Origin of the sequence: Oceanisphaera arctica (assembly GCF_002936955.1) — a bacterium.
GTDB classification, from domain to species: domain Bacteria; phylum Pseudomonadota; class Gammaproteobacteria; order Enterobacterales; family Aeromonadaceae; genus Oceanimonas; species Oceanimonas arctica.
In genome coordinates this window covers 1-15,442 of the sequence record NZ_MPZM01000053.1, presented here as the reverse complement: position 1 = coordinate 15,442, position 15,442 = coordinate 1, and the positions used below count along the sequence as shown (strand labels likewise).

Here is a 15,442-nt window from a genome sequence, read left to right as displayed (position 1 = left end):
GCTGACCGCCCGCTTACAATCCGGCGCTCTCTGGTGGGGACAGTGCCTGCTGTGTCGGCACGACTGCGAACAGCAGGCGCTGATCTGCCGCCAGTGCCGGGACGAACTGCCGCTGCTGGAACGCCCCTGTCCGCAATGCGCCTTTCCGCTGGCGGTGGAAGATGCTCACTGCGGCCAATGCCAGCGCCGACCGCCGCCCTGGCAACGGATGCAGGTGTTGGCCGACTTCGAGTCGCCTTACCCTCGCCTGATCCACGACCTCAAATATCATCAGCGGGCGCTGAACGGTCGCCTGCTCGGCCAGCTGCTGGCCCGGCGACTGGAGCCTCCCTATCCGGAGGCCATTCTGCCGGTGCCCCTGCACTGGTGGCGACAGCTGCGCCGAGGCTATAACCAGGCCACCGAAATCGCCCGTGGCCTGCAGGAGGTACTGGATATACCGGTGGATACCCGAACCTTGCGGCGGCTTCGCTCCACCGCTTCCCAGACCCATCTCAATCGCCGCCAACGGCGGAAGAATCTGCACGGCGCTTTCAGCGCCCGGCCCGTGGCGTACCGCCATGTGGCACTGCTGGACGATGTGATCACCACAGGCACCACCATGATGGAGCTGACCAGGCTGTTACATGCACAGGGCGTCACCCGGGTGGAAGTGTGGGCCACCTGCCGGACTCTTGAACACTGACGACTATTCAAGCGACGGCAACAAGAGTATGATAAAAGTTGAGTTTTTTAGTCAGGTTTACGAGGATAGCGATGATTACGATTTCCGAAACCGCCCAGGAACATTTCCGCAAACTGTTGTCGCAACAGCCGGAAGGCACCAATATTCGGGTGTTTGTGGTTAACCCGGGCACTCCCAACGCCGAATGCGGCGTTTCTTATTGTCCGCCCGATGCCGTCGATAATGACGATATGCATCTGCCGTTCGAGGGTTTTGAGGCGGTCGTGGATCAGCAGAGCGTCTCTTTCCTGGACGCCGCCGAAATCGATTTTGTCAGCGACCAGATGGGCTCTCAGCTCACCCTTAAAGCACCCAACGCCAAGATGGCCAAGGTGCCGGAAGATGCACCGCTGGCGGATCGGGTCGAGTATGTGCTGCAGTCTCAGATCAACCCGGGGCTGGCCAGCCACGGCGGCAAGGTGGTACTGACCGAAATCACGCCGGATGGCTTGGCCATTCTGCAGTTCGGCGGCGGCTGTAACGGCTGTTCCATGATTGATGTCACACTGAAAGATGGCATCGAAAAGCAGTTGCTCGAACTGTTTTCCGGCGAAATTACCGGCGTGCGCGATGCCACCGATCATGAGCGCGGCGAGCACTCCTACTACTGAGTTCACCACTCGGGTAGTAAAAAGGGAGCCATTATGGCTCCCTTTTTTGTGCGCAGCTTCGGCGAGTTATACCCATTTGAAGAAAGATCTGATCATTATTTTAAATCTGAGCTCAGAGTTATCTGTAGACGGTGCCAACAGGTAACTCCCTGGCATCAGGGAGGATAAAGGGATCTGCTCCGCCGACCCTCCGCGCCAAGGATGGCGCGGCGGAGCCTACATGGAAGTATTCACGGCGTGTCGGAGGAGCAGGCCATTTATCCGACCTTTACAGAGCCACCAAATAGATCAGTTATTTAATCTGTTTGGTATTATTCCGCCTTGCGATCCCGGCTCAGCAGGGAAATGGCCGCTTCCCTGGCATTCTTGCCCTGATACAGCACCTGATAGACCTGCTCGCTGATGGGCATTTCCACGCTATAACGAGCCGCCAGCTGATGCACTTCGGCGGCATTGCGATAGCCTTCCACCACCTGACCAATTTCGGCCATCGCAGCCTGCACGTCCTCTCCCCGGCCCAGGGCCAGACCAAAACGGCGGTTGCGCGACTGATTGTCGGTGCAGGTCAGCACCAGATCACCCAGCCCGGCCATGCCCATGAAGGTTTCCTGTCTGGCGCCCAGCGCCACACCCAGGCGCTGCAGCTCCACCAGACCACGGGTGATAAGCGCGGTACGGGCATTGGCACCGAAGCCCAGGCCATCGGCCAGGCCAGCGCCGATGGCGATGACGTTTTTCACCGCCCCGCCCAGCTGCAGCCCCACCATGTCGTCGTTGAGATAAACCCGGAACGAGCGATCACAGTGCACCAGATCAGCCAGATATCTGGCAAAATCGCCGTCGGTCGAGGCCAGCGAAATGGCGGTGGGCAGCCCCATGGCCAGCTCTTTGGCGAAAGTGGGGCCCGACAGCACCGCCAACGGGATCTGGTCACCCAGAATGTCACGGGCCACGTCCTGCAACAGGCTGCCGGTGGTCGGATCCAGACCCTTGGTGGCCCAGGCAACGCGGCTGTCTTTACGCAAAAACGGCTTTATCTGTTTCAGCACATCGGCAAACACATGGCTGGGCACCACAATCAGCAGATCGCGACTGGCCTGCACCACCTGCTCCAGACTGGCTGCCGGGCACAGGCTGTCGGGAAAAGTGGCATCGGGCAGAAAGACCTTGTTGCAACGCTCGGCGGCCAGGGTGGCCACCTGCTCGGGCCTGTGGCTCCACAGCAGGGTCCGGTGGCCATTACGCGAGATGGCAATGGCCAGTGCCGTACCATAGGAGCCGGCACCCAGAACCGAGATGGCGGCATCCTTATGCATCAGGCATCCGCCTGCTGTTGCTGGGCGCGCTGTACGTGCGCGGCAAACAGGGCATCGAAGTTAACCGGTGCCAGGTTCAGCTGCGGGAAGGAACCGCGGCCCACCAGGCTACCCACAGTTTCACGGGCATAGGGGAACAGGATGTTAGGGCAGAAGGCACCCAGGCAGTGGGCCAACTGCGGTTCGGCCATGTTGCCGATGGTGAAGATACCGGCCTGCTGAATTTCACACAGATAGGCGGTTTCGCCCTCGCCCATGTGGCAGGTCACGGTCAGGGTTAGTACCACTTCGAATACGTTGTCACCCAGACGGGCGCTCTTGGTATCCAGGTCCAGCTTTACTTCCGGCTTCCATTCTTTCTGGAATACCAGTGGCGTGGACGGCGCTTCGAAAGACACGTCCTTCAGATAGATACGCTGGATCTGAAATTCAACCTGTTGCTGGGCCTCGGTGTTGGCGCCATTTGCTTCTTCAGCCATGGAGATATCCTTATTTATTGGGTTGAAAGATTAACGTTTGGTTACCGGCAGGTTCTGGGTGCGCCAGTCTGCCATGCCGCCACGCAGGGCGTGAATCTGTTTGAAGCCAGCCTTGGTCAACAGGCGACCGACACCACTGGTGGTCATGCCGGTTTCGCACACCAGTACCAACGGCTTGTCCTGATACTTTTCTATCAGGTTCAGGTTGTTGGCCTTGAGCTGAGCGGCAGGCACGTTGATGGCACCGGCAATATGTCCCTTGCGGAACTCCTCTGCGGTACGCACATCCACCACCGCGGCGTTCTGCTTGTTGATAAGCAGCACCGCTTGCTGGGAGGCGACTATCTGCACCTTGGTCAGTTTGGACATCAGGGTCATATAGATGATCACGGCTACCAGGCCCAACCAGACCATGGCCAGCATAGGGTGACGGGCGGCAAAATCGAGGTACTCTTGCATAATGTTACTTCTTTCGAGTCAAAATACGGAAAAGCCCGAGTATACATGTGGCATCGGCAAATAACAGCAGCCCGAGTCCAATCGCCTCTCCACCTTTCTCTCCACCGGAACTGCCGTCGGCCTTCGGCTGGAGCCCAAATCGGCAACTGTAGTAACATGGCGAGAGTTTCGGCCTCTTCGACCTCAACTTTCAAATAACAACATAGGTTTACACTATGAACTCGACCAAAAAGCCCCTGGTTCTCATCATTATGGATGGCTGGGGATATAGTGAAAAAACGGAACATAACGCCATTCACACCGCACGCACCCCGGTGCTCGACGGCCTGATGAAGAACTGCCCTTCCATGCTGATTTCCACCTCCGGACACGATGTGGGTTTGCCCGATGGCCAGATGGGCAATTCCGAGGTGGGCCACGTCAACATCGGTGCCGGTCGCATCGTCTATCAGGACTTGACCCGCATCGACAAAGCCATCGAAAACGGGGATTTCTTCACCAATCCGGTACTGACTGCCGCCGTGGACGGCGCCGTCGGTCAGGGCAAGGCCGTGCATATCATGGGTCTGCTATCGGCCGGTGGCGTACACAGCCATGAAGACCAGATCGCCGCCATGGTCCGGATGGCCGCCGAGCGTGGTGCCGAACGCATCTACCTGCATGGTTTTCTTGATGGGCGGGACGTTGCCCCCCGCTCCGCGCAAGCGTCCATCGAACGTTTCGACACCCTGTTTGCCACTCTGGGCAAGGGTCGCCTGGCTTCCATCGTTGGTCGCTACTTCGCCATGGACAGGGATAATCGCTGGGATCGGGTACAAAACGCCTATGATTTGCTGACCCAGGGCCGGGCCGAACATCACTTTGCCACCGGTGTCGAGGCGCTGCAAGCCGCCTACGCCCGGGAAGAAAACGACGAATTCGTCAAAGCCACCACTGTGGGTGAGCCGGTCGCCATGCAGGACGGCGATGCGGTCATCTTCATGAACTTTCGCGCCGACCGGGCCCGGGAGCTGACCCGCGCCTTCGTGCAGGATGATTTCACCGGCTTTAAACGCACCAGACGACCGGCTCTGAGCAACTTCGTGATGCTGACCGAATATGCCGCCGACATCCATACCGCCTGTGCCTATCCGCCGGAATCGCTGCCCAATACCCTGGGTGAGTGGTTGGCGGCGCACGGCAAGACCCAGCTGCGTATCTCCGAAACCGAAAAATACGCGCACGTCACCTTTTTCTTCAACGGCGGCCGGGAAGAGTGCTTCGCCGGCGAGCAGCGCGAGCTGATCCCCAGCCCTCAGGTGGCCACCTACGATCTACAGCCTGAAATGAATGCCGAACTGCTCACCGACAAGCTGGTTGCCGCCATCAGGAGCCAGGTATTCGACGTCATCATCTGCAACTACCCCAACGGCGACATGGTCGGCCACACCGGGGTGTTCGAGGCTGCGGTCAAGGCCTGTGAGGCGGTCGACCGCTCCATCGGCCGGGTGGTGGAAGCACTGGAAGAAGTGGGCGGCGAAGCGCTGATCACCGCCGATCACGGCAATGCAGAGCAGATGGTCAACCCGGTGACTGGCCTGATACAAACCGCTCATACCAACCTGCCGGTGCCACTGATCTACGTGGGTCGCGATGCCGTTCCGGCAGAGAAGGGACGGCTCTCGGATCTGGCGCCCACCATGCTGACTCTGCTGGGGATGGAAACACCCACGCAAATGACTGGCAAGCCTCTGATGGTTCTGAAATAATCAGGCCCATATGGGCAAACAACGACTGATCGTTTCATTATTATTGATAAGCACCGGCCTCATGGCCGGTGCTTTCGCTTGGGCGGATGAAAGCAAGGATCTCAAGAACGTTCAGGGCCAGATAGCCAGCCAGAAACAAGACGTACAGCAACAGAAAAAGCAGCTGGGCCAATTACAGCAACAGCTCGCCATAGATGAAAAAGCCATTTCCAACCTGGCCCGGGAGCTGAACCAGACTCAGCACAAGCTGAAAGAAAACGAAACCGCCCTCGCCCGGCTGGACAAAGAGCACCAGACCCTGGGCAAGCAGGCCGAGCAACAGCAGCAGTTGCTGGCGGAACAACTCAGGGCCGCCTATCAGAATGGTCGCCACGATTACCTGAAATTGTTGCTCAACGGCCAGGACAGCACTGAGATAGATCGATTGCTGCACTACTATGCCCATCTCAACCAGGCGCGAGCCGACGCCCTGCAACAGCTGACTCGCACCCGCGAGCAACTGGCCGATAACCGCCGCCAGGCCGAGCAGAGCCGCAACCAGCTCAACCAGCTGCTGGCCCGACAAGAGACCGAACGGCAAAAACTGAACGATCAACAGGTCAAACGCAGCCAGACCGCCAAACAGCTTAATGCCGCCCTGGAGCAGAGCAATCAGCGCCTGACCAACCTCCAACAGGCTGCCGGTCATCTGGAGCGGCAAATCAAGGCCGCCCAGGAAAGAGCAGCCCGAGAGCAGGCGGCGCGTGAGCAAGCGGCCCGGGAACAGGCCGAACGCAATCGGCTGGCCCGCCAGCAAGGTGGCTCCGGCAAAACGCCTGTGGTCGCCAAAACCACCGGCAGCTTCGCCGGGCTGGCCAAGGGCACCCTGCCCTGGCCGCTCAAGGGATCACTGATCCATCGCTTCGGTGGCGCCCGTACCAGCCAGCTGAACTGGAAAGGCCTGTTGATCGGCTCTCCAGTCGGCAAGGAGGTCAGCGCCATCGCCAGCGGCCAGGTGGTTTACGCCGACTGGCTCAGTGGTTTCGGTATGGTGATGGTGATCGATCACGGCAAGGGCTACATGAGCCTCTATGGGCACAATCAGTCGCTGCTGCGCAATCCCGGTGACAAGGTCAAGGTCGGTCAGCCCATCGCCCTGAGTGGCGAAAGCGGCGGCCAGGACAAGCCCGGCCTCTACTTCGAAATCCGTTATCAGGGTCAGGCCATCGATCCTCAGCCCTGGCTGACACGGGGCTGACGTTAACGCGCGCCTGCAGCTAGCACGTCGCCGATTCCAGTTCATCAATCAGCCACAGCGCTTCGGTCTGATTAATGCCGCAGACGTCGGCCATGGCCTTGAAAGTACCGCACACCGCCGGTCGTTCCGGCTTGCCGAACAGCGCGCAACGCATATCTTCCAGCAGGTGCAGACAGGGCTCACCTGCGGCCTTGCCATTGGGCATGCCCGGCAGCGGACCACTGATACTGGGGGCGATACAGCAGGCACCGCAATTGCTTCGACATTCCATCACACGACCTCTCGACAGGGCCGGCCAGTATAACGGCTTGTGCCTGCTCACTGTAGTGCCGGTGCCTTAGCTGGCCGGCGATCTCTAGCCGGGCAGGAAGGCCGCCAGCGCCGAGACGTGGTGATCGACTACCCCCAGTTCACGCAAGGCTTGTTCCAGATTGAGCAGATAGTCCCGGTTACTGCCGCTGGGACCCCGGGCCAGGTCAATCTGGGTGGCCATCGCCGCCAGCGGGGCTTCGCCCAGAAAGGCGGCATTATCTTCGGTTGCCAGGTAAATCAGCCCTTCCACCGCTTGCTGTGCATCGAAATGCACTGGCACCAGCTCGCGCAGGTAACCGTTTTTCTCCCGCATATCCAGCTGGGTCAGCACCTCGGGTCGAATGCGATAGGCCATGCCATCACAGCGTGCGTCGGGATCACGAGTCAGGGTCACCACCCGCCCGGGTGCATCCGGGGTACCGCGATGATCATGAGAACCCTGCCAGAACCGGCGGCACCAGCCGTGGATCCAGGCCGGCTTGCGCTCCAGAAAGGGAAAGTCGGCCTTCCAGATCAGAGAGCCGTAGCCGAACAGCCAGAAAGAGTCGTGTTGGTCGAAGTGAGTCATACGGAGATTGTGTTGGCTGGTGTCGAATGTCATGGCAAACCTGTTCCTTTTCATATCGAACCTTCATGATGCTACGCCTTGCCGCCCTTGTCGAATGCCGGTCAGACAGAACCGGCTTCATGGTAAACTGGCGTTTTTTCATGACACAGGATGTTCACCATGCGCCTGACCGTTCACTGCCTGAATCAGCTACCGGCCATTCACCGTCGCCACGCCGACATCATCTTGCAGGGCAGAGCCCTGCCCGAGCAGGCGGTATTCTATCTCGCCACCTTCAACGACAAGGCCGTGGCCTTGGCCTGGCGTCAGCAAGATCGGCTCGACTTTATCGCGGTGCGTGATATTACCCGCCGCCGGGGCATAGGCCGGGAGCTGCTGCGCCAGATCAGGCTAGAAGCGAAGGCCGCCGGCTTGAGCCGACTCGACTGCAACCCGGCCCAGGCACCGGAAGAACAAAGAGCCGGACTCGCCGCCTTTTTAACCAGCCATGGCTTCAACACCCAGGCAGGAATGCTAAGCTATTGCCTAGAAAAATAGCGGCCTGGACAGATAAAGGTCGATAGCAGAAGGAAACGGTGATGAAGACGAGAACCGAACGGGACTCCATGGGCGAGGTACAGGTACCTGACCAGGCCCTTTATGGCGCCCAGACCCAACGAGCCATCAACAACTTTCCGATCTCCGGCCAGCCGCTGCCCCCGGCCTTTATTTATGCCATCGCTCGTATCAAAGCCGCCTGCGCCCATGCCAACGGCCAACTGGCCCGACTGGAGCAGGACAAGGCCGACGCCATTATTCAGGCCGCGGGCGAGATTATCGATGGTCGCTACCCGGATGCCTTTCCCATCGATGTCTATCAGACCGGCTCCGGCACCAGCACCAACATGAACGTCAACGAGGTGCTGGCGCACCTGGCCGCCGCTCGTCTGGGCAAGGCGGTGGGCGCCAATGACGACGTCAACATGGGCCAGAGCTCCAACGACGTCATCCCTTCCGCCATTCATGTCAGCGCCGCCCTCAGCCTGAGCCGCGAGTTGCTGCCGGCCCTGCATCAGCTGGAACAGGCCACCCTCACCAAGGCAGAGAAGCTGCAGAGTCAGGTAAAAACCGGCCGTACCCACCTGATGGATGCCATGCCGTTGCGCTTCGATCAGGAGCTGGGCGGCTGGGCCACCCAGGTACGTTATGGTCGCGAGCGACTGGGAGGGCTGCAAAGCCGGCTGCAGCAACTGGCGCTGGGCGGTACCGCCATCGGCACCGGCATCAATGCCGATCCACGCCAGGCCCAGTTGGCCTGCGACTATCTCAATCGCCACACTGGGCTCGATTTCTGTCCTGCCGAAGACTACTTCTACAGCCTGAGCAGCCAGGACACGGCGGTGGAGCTGTCGGGGCAACTCAAGACCCTGGCCGTAGCGCTGATGAAAATCGCCAACGATCTGCGCTGGATGAACTCGGGCCCCCTCACCGGCCTGGCCGAGATTCAGCTGACCGCCCTGCAACCGGGATCGTCCATCATGCCCGGCAAGGTCAATCCGGTGATACCGGAGGCGGTGGCCATGGTGGCGGCCCAGGTAATTGGCCTGGACACCGCCATCACGGTTGCCGGCCAGTCCGGCAACTTCCAGCTCAATGTCATGCTGCCGCTGGTGGCCAACAACCTGCTCACCATGACGCAACTGCTGACCAACGTAGCCCCACTGCTGGCCGACGCCATCGCAGGCTTTACCGTCAATCAGGAGCATATCGATCAGAGCCTGGCCAAAAACCCGATTCTGGTGACCGCCCTCAACCCTGTGATCGGCTACGACCGGGCGGCGAAGATCGCCAAGCAGGCCTATGCGGAAAACAGGCCAATACTGGAAGTGGCGCTGGAAGAAACCGAACTGTCGGAAGAGGAATTGCGCCACCTGCTGGATCCGGCGGCGCTGACCAGAGGCAGCCAGCAGGAGTAATACCAATCCCAGTAATGATCTGATCATATTGAGGCCCCAGACCAGAGGCAACACAGCCGCCTCCCTCGACACGCCATAAACCCATCCGTGGGGGCTCGGAAATGCCGTCCCTGGCATTTCACGGTCGTGGGAGCCGTTCTCTGTTGCCTCTTCTGGAACACCGAATTGTCCGCAGGCAGTGCTAACAGGCGACGCCGGAGCATCAAGGAGGGCAAAGGGATCTGCTCCACCGACCATCACATGACAGGGACGTCATGTGCTGAGCGTCACAAGGAGGTGCTTGAGCGAGTCGGTGGAGCGGGCCCTTTGGCCTCCTCTTTCGCTGCTACCGAAGGCCAAGGGCCAAACAAAAAGGGATGCCTGGGCATCCCTTTTTTCGCTTACATCCGACCCTTCATATCCGGTCGGTTACAGGATGATGTCCTGCAGCGCCTTGTTCTTGCGAGACAGAATATGAGTTGAACGGATACGACGCACGGTGCGCGACTTGCCACGGATCACCAAAGTCTCGGTGTGGGCGTAGTAGCCATCGCTGCTGATGCCTTCCAGCAAGTCACCCTTGGTGATGCCGGTCGCCGCAAACAGCACGTTGTCGGTACGCGCCATGTCTTCCAGCTTCAGCACCTTGCCGACTTCGATACCCATCTGCTTGCAGCGTTCGATCTCTTGCTGGCCCAGCGCCAGATTCTCTTCGGTCGGTCCCTTGACCTCATAGCGCGGTACCAGGCGAGCCTGCATGTCGCCGTCCAGCGAGCGCACCGCCGCTGCGGAAATCACGCCCTCGGGGGCGCCGCCAATGCCATAGAGCATGTCGACTTCGCTCTCGGGAATACAGGCGAGAATGGACGCCGCCACGTCACCGTCGGGCACGGCGAATACCCGTACACCCAGAGCCTGCATGGTCTTGATCGCCTTGTCGTGACGCGGCTTGGCCAGGGTAATCACGGTAAAGCGGGACAAGGGCTTGTTCAGTGCCTTGGCGACCGCTTTGATGTTTTGCTCTATCGATTTGGTTAAATCGATAGCGCCTTTGGCTCGGGCGCCGACGATCAGCTTTTCCATATACATGTCGGGGGCACGCAAGAAAGCACCCTTTTCGCCGACGGCAATGACCGCCAGCGCGTTCGACTGGCCCATGGCCGTCATTCGGGTGCCTTCGATGGGATCGACCGCGATGTCGACATCATCACCGCCGAGACCCACTTTTTCGCCGATATAAAGCATAGGCGCATCGTCGATTTCACCCTCGCCGATCACTACCTCGCCACTGATTTCGATTTCATTCAGTACATGACGCATGGCCGCTACGGCAGCACCGTCGGCGATATTCTTGTCGCCTCGTCCCAGCCACTTGTAGCCTGCCAGGGCGGCGGCTTCAGTCACTCGGGAAAATTCAATGGCCAATTCACGTCTCATGAAGATTTCCTACTCGTTCAAGTTATCGCTATTTACCCAATCTGCGCTTCTGGAAGATACGGTAAACATCGGGGATCTGCTCTACATCATTCACACACACACCCAGGTCTTGCAACTTGCCGTCCTTGATACCGTATACCCAGCCGTGTACCGACAGCGACTGACCCCGTTTCCAGGCATTTTGCACTATGGTGGTGTGACACAGATTTGCGACCTGCTCCACTATGTTCAGCTCGCACATGACATCGCCCCGCTCTTTCTCATCTTTGATGCTTTCCAGAGCTTCCTGATGCTTGCAGTACAGGTCCTTGATATTGCGCAGCCAGTTGTCGATAAGTCCCAGTTCCTGGTTCTTCATGGCCGACAGAACCCCACCGCAGCCATAGTGGCCGCAGATGATGATGTGTTTCACCTTGAGCACTTCAACTGCGTATTGTACCACCGACAGACAATTGAAGTCCGTATGCACCACCAGGTTGGCCACGTTGCGATGCACAAATACATCGCCGGGCAGCAGGCCGGTCAGCTGGTTGGCGGGGACCCGGCTGTCGGAACAGCCAATCCACAGATATTCAGGCGTCTGTTGCAACGCCAACTTCTCGAAAAAGGTCGGATCTTCCGCTTTGATCCTCTCTGACCATTCCTCGTTGTTGTGAAACAGATGCTCCAGTATTTTCATGGGATTGTCCTGCTTTTATCTGATCAAAAATAAATTATCGACGGAAAAAAGGCCCCTGCGGGGCCTTTCACCATGACCTTGTTGTTACTCAGGCATCCATGGCCGTTTTCAGCTTTTTCAGTGCGCTTTTTTCAAGCTGGCGAATACGCTCGGCAGAGACCCCGTATTCGTCGGCCAGGGTCTGCAGTGTGGTCTTGTCGTCTTCTTCCAGCCAGCGGGCCTGAATAATATGCTGGCTACGCTCATCCAGCGTGGCCAGAGCCGCGCGCAGACGACGATTGGCCGTTTGCTCCCAGTTGGCTTCCTCCACCTGGTGGGCCACGTCCGAGGCATGATCCTGCAGATAATGCACCGGCGAAAAGCTGGTGTCCTTGTCATCGTCATCGGACGCCAGATCGAAAGCCTGATCCTGTGCGCTCATGCGCGATTCCATCTCCAGCACTTCGGAGGGGAGCACGCCCAGATTCTGGGCTACCATTTCCACTTCCTGCTGGTTGAACCAGCCCAGACGCTTCTTGGACTTGCGCAGGTTGAAGAACAGCTTTCGCTGCGCCTTGGTGGTGGCCACCTTGACCACGCGCCAGTTACGCAGCACGTACTCGTGAATTTCTGCCTTGATCCAATGTACCGCGAAGGACACCAGACGCACGCCCACCGTGGGGTCGAAACGTTTGACCGCCTTCATCAGACCGATGTTGCCTTCCTGGATCAAGTCAGCCTGCGGCAGACCGTAGCCGGAATAACTCTTGGCAATGTGCACCACAAAACGCAGGTGCGACATGATCATCTGGCGGGCTGAGGCCAGGTCGCCATCGTTCTGCAGCCTCTCGGCCAGTGATTTTTCCTCTTCCGCGCTCAGCACGGGAATGGTATTGACTGCCTGGATATAGGCCTCCAGGCTACCCTGGGGAACCAGGGCAAAGTGGCGCTGAAAATCTGTTGTCATTAAACTCGCATTCATTACATGACTCCGTATCAAAACAGCCGCGGCTTACCGCCCTGCCATGACGTTGGTGGTCTGGCTGTGCACACATCTCATGGATGAGGGCGCAACGGAAAATGTATTTATCTGGGAATAAATGTCAAGCGGATCGCCCGTTTCTGCCCCCATGAGACCACAATAAGGGCATCAAGTTCAACTCGGCTCTATTGCGCGAATGTGACGCCGCACCGAAAATCCGGATGCCAGCAGGCTGAGCAGGATCCCGGTCAGCACAAGCAGCAGGCTTTCCTGTGCACCCAACCCCAGCAAATCAAAATCACTCTGATACAAGGCCGCCAGCGCACTCACCTTGTGGCTGAGCCAGAACACCATCACCAGGGTCAACCACCAGGCCAGTAGTCCGCCGATAATGCCGTACCAGAGCCCCACATATAAAAAGGGCCGCTGAATGAAGCTGTCGGTCGCCCCCACCAGCTTCATCACCTCTATCTCGTAACGGCTGTTGAGGATGTTAAGCCGCAGGGTGTTACTGACCACCAGCAAGACGCCGGCCAGCAACAGGGTGGCCATGCCCACCACCGCCTGCCGCAACAGATCGACGATGCCCGACAGCCGGGCCAGCCAGGCCATGTCCAGACGAGCGGTAGCCACTATGGGCTCGGCACTCATGTCCGCCAGCAGCAACTCGGCAGCATCCGGCGACCGGCCGCTCTCGGACAGGTTCAGAATAAACACCGCCGGCAGCGGGTTGGCTTCCAGCAGCTCCAGCGCCTCGGCAAAACCGGCGGCGCCTTTGAAGTCGGCCAAACCCTGGGCGGCGCTGATATAGGTGGTTTTTTCTATCTCGGCCATGGTCGCCAGCCGCTGCTGCAGTTCGGTAACCTGGGCCTCGGTCGCATTCTGTTGCAGATACAGGCTGATCTGCGCCTTGCTCTGCCAGAATTCGCTGACCGACTCGGCATTTTTCAGCAGCACGTAAAAACTCGCCGGCAATGCCAGGCTGACCCCCAGCACAGCGATGGTCATCAGCGAACTCAGCGGAGTACGCCACATCTCACCCAGGCTGGCGAATAACTGCCGCAGGTGATCTATGCCATACATAGCCAGACGCTGCGGCCAGGACAACTTGTGCCTGCTCATACGCCCTCCTCCGTCTGCATACGACCACTATTCAGAGTCAGGGTACGATAACGCTGGGAGTTGATAAGACCGGTATCGTGGGTGGCAATCAGCACGCTGACGCCGACTCGATTAAAGGCTTCGAACAGGCGCAGAATTTCCATCGACAGCCCGGGATCCAGATTGCCGGTCGGCTCGTCCGCCAGCAACAGTGACGGCTTGTTGACGATGGCCCGTGCAATGCCCACCCGCTGCTGCTCACCGCCGGACAGCATGGGCGGAAAGTAACGGTCTTTGCCGAGCAGACCGACCTTGTCGAGCGCCGCCGACACCCGGCGACGAATATCCTGGTGGCTATAACCTTCGATCACCAGCGGCAGCGCCACGTTGTCGAACACGGTACGAGCGTTAATCAGGTGATGGTCCTGAAAAATCATGCCAATACGGCGACGCACATAGGGGATGTGGCCACGACCGATACGACTGACATCCTGGCCGTTGAACAGCACCTGACCGTCGGTAGGTCTTTCCATCACGCTGATCAGCTTGAGCAGGGTGCTCTTGCCGGCCCCCGAATGGCCGGTAAGATACGCCATCTCCCCCTTGTCCAGGTGGAAACTGACCTTCTGCAGGGCCTGAAAGCCCCCGCTGTATACCTTGCTAACCTGCTCGAAGCGGATCATTTATTCTTCCTGAGTGAAAAGAGCGTCGATGAATTCCCGGGAATTGAAGGGCCGCAGATCGTCGATTTTTTCGCCTACCCCTATGTAGCGAATGGGGATGCCGAATTTGTCTGCCACCGCAAAAATAACCCCACCCTTGGCGGTGCCGTCCAGCTTGCTCAGGGTAATGCCGGTAATGGGCACGGCCTCGTTGAAGACCTTGGCCTGACTCAGGGCATTCTGGCCGGTGCCGGCATCCAGAGTCAGCATGATCTCGTGCGGCGCCGCGCCGTCGATCTTCTGCATCACCCGCACGATTTTCTTCAGCTCGTCCATCAGGTGCGCCTTGTTCTGCAGGCGACCGGCTGTATCGGCAATCAGCACATCGACCTTGCGCGCCTTGGCGGCCTCGACCGCATCATAAATGACCGAAGCGGCATCGGCGCCGGTATGCTGGGCGATCACAGGGATCTCGTTACGCTCACCCCATATCTGCAGTTGCTCCACCGCCGCTGCGCGGAAGGTATCGCCTGCCGCCAGCATCACCGATTTTCCTTCAGCCTGGAACTGGCGCGCCAGCTTGCCGATAGTGGTGGTCTTGCCGACGCCGTTAACGCCGACCATCAGGATCACGTAAGGTTTATGCTCGCTGTCGATCACCAGCGGCTTGTCTACCTTGTCAAGGATGGCGCCCATCTCTTCTTTCAGCAGCTCATAAAGCGCCTCGCCGTCTTTAAGCTGACGGCGACTGGCCTGACGGGTCAGGTTGTCGATGATCGACAGGGTGGTTTCCACCCCCAGATCGGCGGTCAGCAGCTGGGTTTCCAGCTCTTCGAACAGCTCATCGTCAATCTTCTTGCCACTGAACAGACCGAAGAAGCCGGAGCCCAGATTTTGTCTGGTTTTCAGCAGCCCCTGCTTGAGACGGGCAAAAAAGCCCTGCTTGGGGGCTTTTTCGGCCTTTTTAGCGGCGGCTTCGGCTTCTTCTGCCAGCCGGGTCTGCTCGGCCGCCTCTTCTTCGGCGGCGAGACGCGCTTCTTCTTCAACCGCCTGCCGTGCTTCTTCTTCCGCACGGGCCAAGGCTTCCGCCGCCAGTCGGGCCTGCTCGGCCGCCTCGGCTTCCACCGCCAAGCGGGCCTGCTCGGCCGCCTCGGCTTCTGCTGCCAGACGGGCCTGTTCGGCTGCTTCGGCTTCCGCCGCCAGGCGGGCCTGCT

At 59.0% G+C, this 15,442-nt stretch carries 17 protein-coding genes; 6 read left to right on the top strand and 11 right to left on the bottom strand.

From position 1 onward, the window contains the following. The first annotated feature begins 1 nt into the window (after position 1). A complete protein-coding gene (locus UN63_RS15125; protein WP_104488124.1) occupies positions 2-685 on the top strand; it encodes a ComF family protein in 684 nt (227 codons plus the stop codon). 71 nt (positions 686-756) lie between these two features. Next, entirely contained in the window at positions 757-1,335 is a 579-nt protein-coding gene (nfuA, locus tag UN63_RS15120; RefSeq protein WP_104488122.1) for a Fe-S biogenesis protein NfuA, read from the top strand. 311 nt (positions 1,336-1,646) lie between these two features. Here the strand turns inward: nfuA and gpsA are convergent, their stop codons facing one another. The 3 genes from gpsA to UN63_RS15105 are packed head-to-tail and all read right to left on the bottom strand — an operon-like array spanning position 1,647 to position 3,589. After that, positions 1,647-2,651, bottom strand: coding sequence for an NAD(P)H-dependent glycerol-3-phosphate dehydrogenase (gene gpsA, locus UN63_RS15115; protein WP_104488119.1), 1,005 nt, complete (start codon positions 2,649-2,651; stop codon positions 1,647-1,649). Next, complete coding sequence (gene secB, locus UN63_RS15110; RefSeq protein ID WP_104488117.1) at positions 2,651-3,130, bottom strand: protein-export chaperone SecB; 480 nt, start codon at positions 3,128-3,130, stop codon at positions 2,651-2,653. Before secB ends, gpsA begins: the two co-directional genes overlap by 1 nt. A gap of 30 nt (positions 3,131-3,160) precedes the next feature. Then, positions 3,161-3,589, bottom strand: a complete 429-nt coding sequence (locus UN63_RS15105) for a rhodanese-like domain-containing protein (protein ID WP_104488115.1) — start codon at positions 3,587-3,589, stop codon at positions 3,161-3,163. 215 nt (positions 3,590-3,804) lie between these two features. On the opposite strand from UN63_RS15105, the gene gpmM reads away from it, so the two are divergent. Both gpmM and envC read left to right on the top strand, forming a co-directional pair. After that, a complete protein-coding gene (gpmM, locus tag UN63_RS15100) occupies positions 3,805-5,337 on the top strand; it encodes a 2,3-bisphosphoglycerate-independent phosphoglycerate mutase (protein ID WP_104488113.1) in 1,533 nt (510 codons plus the stop codon). Between the two features lie 10 nt (positions 5,338-5,347). Continuing rightward, positions 5,348-6,574: a murein hydrolase activator EnvC gene (gene envC, locus UN63_RS15095; protein WP_104488110.1), complete on the top strand. Its 1,227-nt coding sequence runs from the start codon at positions 5,348-5,350 to the stop codon at positions 6,572-6,574. Positions 6,575-6,593: 19 nt separating this feature from the next. Here envC and UN63_RS15090 read toward each other — a convergent pair whose 3' ends face one another. Together UN63_RS15090 and UN63_RS15085 are read right to left on the bottom strand one after the other, a co-directional pair. Then, positions 6,594-6,845: a YkgJ family cysteine cluster protein gene (locus tag UN63_RS15090; protein WP_104488108.1), complete on the bottom strand. Its 252-nt coding sequence runs from the start codon at positions 6,843-6,845 to the stop codon at positions 6,594-6,596. A gap of 84 nt (positions 6,846-6,929) precedes the next feature. Beyond that, positions 6,930-7,487, bottom strand: a complete 558-nt coding sequence (locus UN63_RS15085) for a gamma-glutamylcyclotransferase (protein WP_104488106.1) — start codon at positions 7,485-7,487, stop codon at positions 6,930-6,932. 126 nt (positions 7,488-7,613) lie between these two features. On the opposite strand from UN63_RS15085, the gene UN63_RS15080 reads away from it, so the two are divergent. Both UN63_RS15080 and UN63_RS15075 read left to right on the top strand, forming a co-directional pair. Further along, entirely contained in the window at positions 7,614-7,991 is a 378-nt protein-coding gene (locus UN63_RS15080; RefSeq protein WP_104488103.1) for an acetyl-CoA sensor PanZ family protein, read from the top strand. A gap of 41 nt (positions 7,992-8,032) precedes the next feature. After that, positions 8,033-9,409, top strand: coding sequence for a class II fumarate hydratase (locus UN63_RS15075; protein ID WP_181068264.1), 1,377 nt, complete (start codon positions 8,033-8,035; stop codon positions 9,407-9,409). 408 nt (positions 9,410-9,817) lie between these two features. Here the strand turns inward: UN63_RS15075 and glpX are convergent, their stop codons facing one another. The 6 genes from glpX to ftsY form a co-directional block, all read right to left on the bottom strand. Continuing rightward, complete coding sequence (gene glpX, locus UN63_RS15070) at positions 9,818-10,825, bottom strand: class II fructose-bisphosphatase (protein WP_104488099.1); 1,008 nt, start codon at positions 10,823-10,825, stop codon at positions 9,818-9,820. Between the two features lie 28 nt (positions 10,826-10,853). Beyond that, positions 10,854-11,504 carry a carbonate dehydratase gene (gene can, locus UN63_RS15065; RefSeq protein WP_104488097.1) on the bottom strand — a complete coding sequence of 217 codons (651 nt, stop codon included), beginning with the start codon at positions 11,502-11,504 and terminating at the stop codon, positions 10,854-10,856. An 88-nt stretch (positions 11,505-11,592) separates the two neighbouring features. Continuing rightward, a complete protein-coding gene (gene rpoH, locus UN63_RS15060; protein WP_104488095.1) occupies positions 11,593-12,450 on the bottom strand; it encodes an RNA polymerase sigma factor RpoH in 858 nt (285 codons plus the stop codon). A 189-nt stretch (positions 12,451-12,639) separates the two neighbouring features. Then, the gene (gene ftsX, locus UN63_RS15055; RefSeq protein ID WP_104488093.1) at positions 12,640-13,587 is read right to left on the bottom strand and encodes a permease-like cell division protein FtsX; all 948 of its coding nucleotides are present in this window, start codon (positions 13,585-13,587) and stop codon (positions 12,640-12,642) included. Then, positions 13,584-14,249, bottom strand: a complete 666-nt coding sequence (gene ftsE / locus UN63_RS15050) for a cell division ATP-binding protein FtsE (RefSeq protein WP_104488091.1) — start codon at positions 14,247-14,249, stop codon at positions 13,584-13,586. The genes ftsX and ftsE overlap by 4 nt, the downstream gene beginning before the upstream one ends. Then, positions 14,250-15,442: signal recognition particle-docking protein FtsY (gene ftsY / locus UN63_RS15045; protein WP_104488089.1), on the bottom strand; the 1,193-nt coding region annotated here is incomplete at its 5' end.

Coding starts and splice junctions, on each gene's coding strand:
- envC (WP_104488110.1), top strand. CDS start 5,348: ATGGGCAAACAACGACTGATCGTTTCATTATTATTGATAAGCACCGGC.
- nfuA (WP_104488122.1), top strand. CDS start 757: ATGATTACGATTTCCGAAACCGCCCAGGAACATTTCCGCAAACTGTTG.
- glpX (WP_104488099.1), bottom strand. CDS start 10,825: ATGAGACGTGAATTGGCCATTGAATTTTCCCGAGTGACTGAAGCCGCC.
- ftsX (WP_104488093.1), bottom strand. CDS start 13,587: ATGAGCAGGCACAAGTTGTCCTGGCCGCAGCGTCTGGCTATGTATGGC.
- UN63_RS15085 (WP_104488106.1), bottom strand. CDS start 7,487: ATGACATTCGACACCAGCCAACACAATCTCCGTATGACTCACTTCGAC.
- can (WP_104488097.1), bottom strand. CDS start 11,504: ATGAAAATACTGGAGCATCTGTTTCACAACAACGAGGAATGGTCAGAG.
- rpoH (WP_104488095.1), bottom strand. CDS start 12,450: ATGACAACAGATTTTCAGCGCCACTTTGCCCTGGTTCCCCAGGGTAGC.
- UN63_RS15080 (WP_104488103.1), top strand. CDS start 7,614: ATGCGCCTGACCGTTCACTGCCTGAATCAGCTACCGGCCATTCACCGT.
- ftsE (WP_104488091.1), bottom strand. CDS start 14,249: ATGATCCGCTTCGAGCAGGTTAGCAAGGTATACAGCGGGGGCTTTCAG.
- UN63_RS15090 (WP_104488108.1), bottom strand. CDS start 6,845: ATGGAATGTCGAAGCAATTGCGGTGCCTGCTGTATCGCCCCCAGTATC.
- UN63_RS15105 (WP_104488115.1), bottom strand. CDS start 3,589: ATGCAAGAGTACCTCGATTTTGCCGCCCGTCACCCTATGCTGGCCATG.
- UN63_RS15075 (WP_181068264.1), top strand. CDS start 8,033: ATGAAGACGAGAACCGAACGGGACTCCATGGGCGAGGTACAGGTACCT.
- gpmM (WP_104488113.1), top strand. CDS start 3,805: ATGAACTCGACCAAAAAGCCCCTGGTTCTCATCATTATGGATGGCTGG.
- secB (WP_104488117.1), bottom strand. CDS start 3,130: ATGGCTGAAGAAGCAAATGGCGCCAACACCGAGGCCCAGCAACAGGTT.
- gpsA (WP_104488119.1), bottom strand. CDS start 2,651: ATGCATAAGGATGCCGCCATCTCGGTTCTGGGTGCCGGCTCCTATGGT.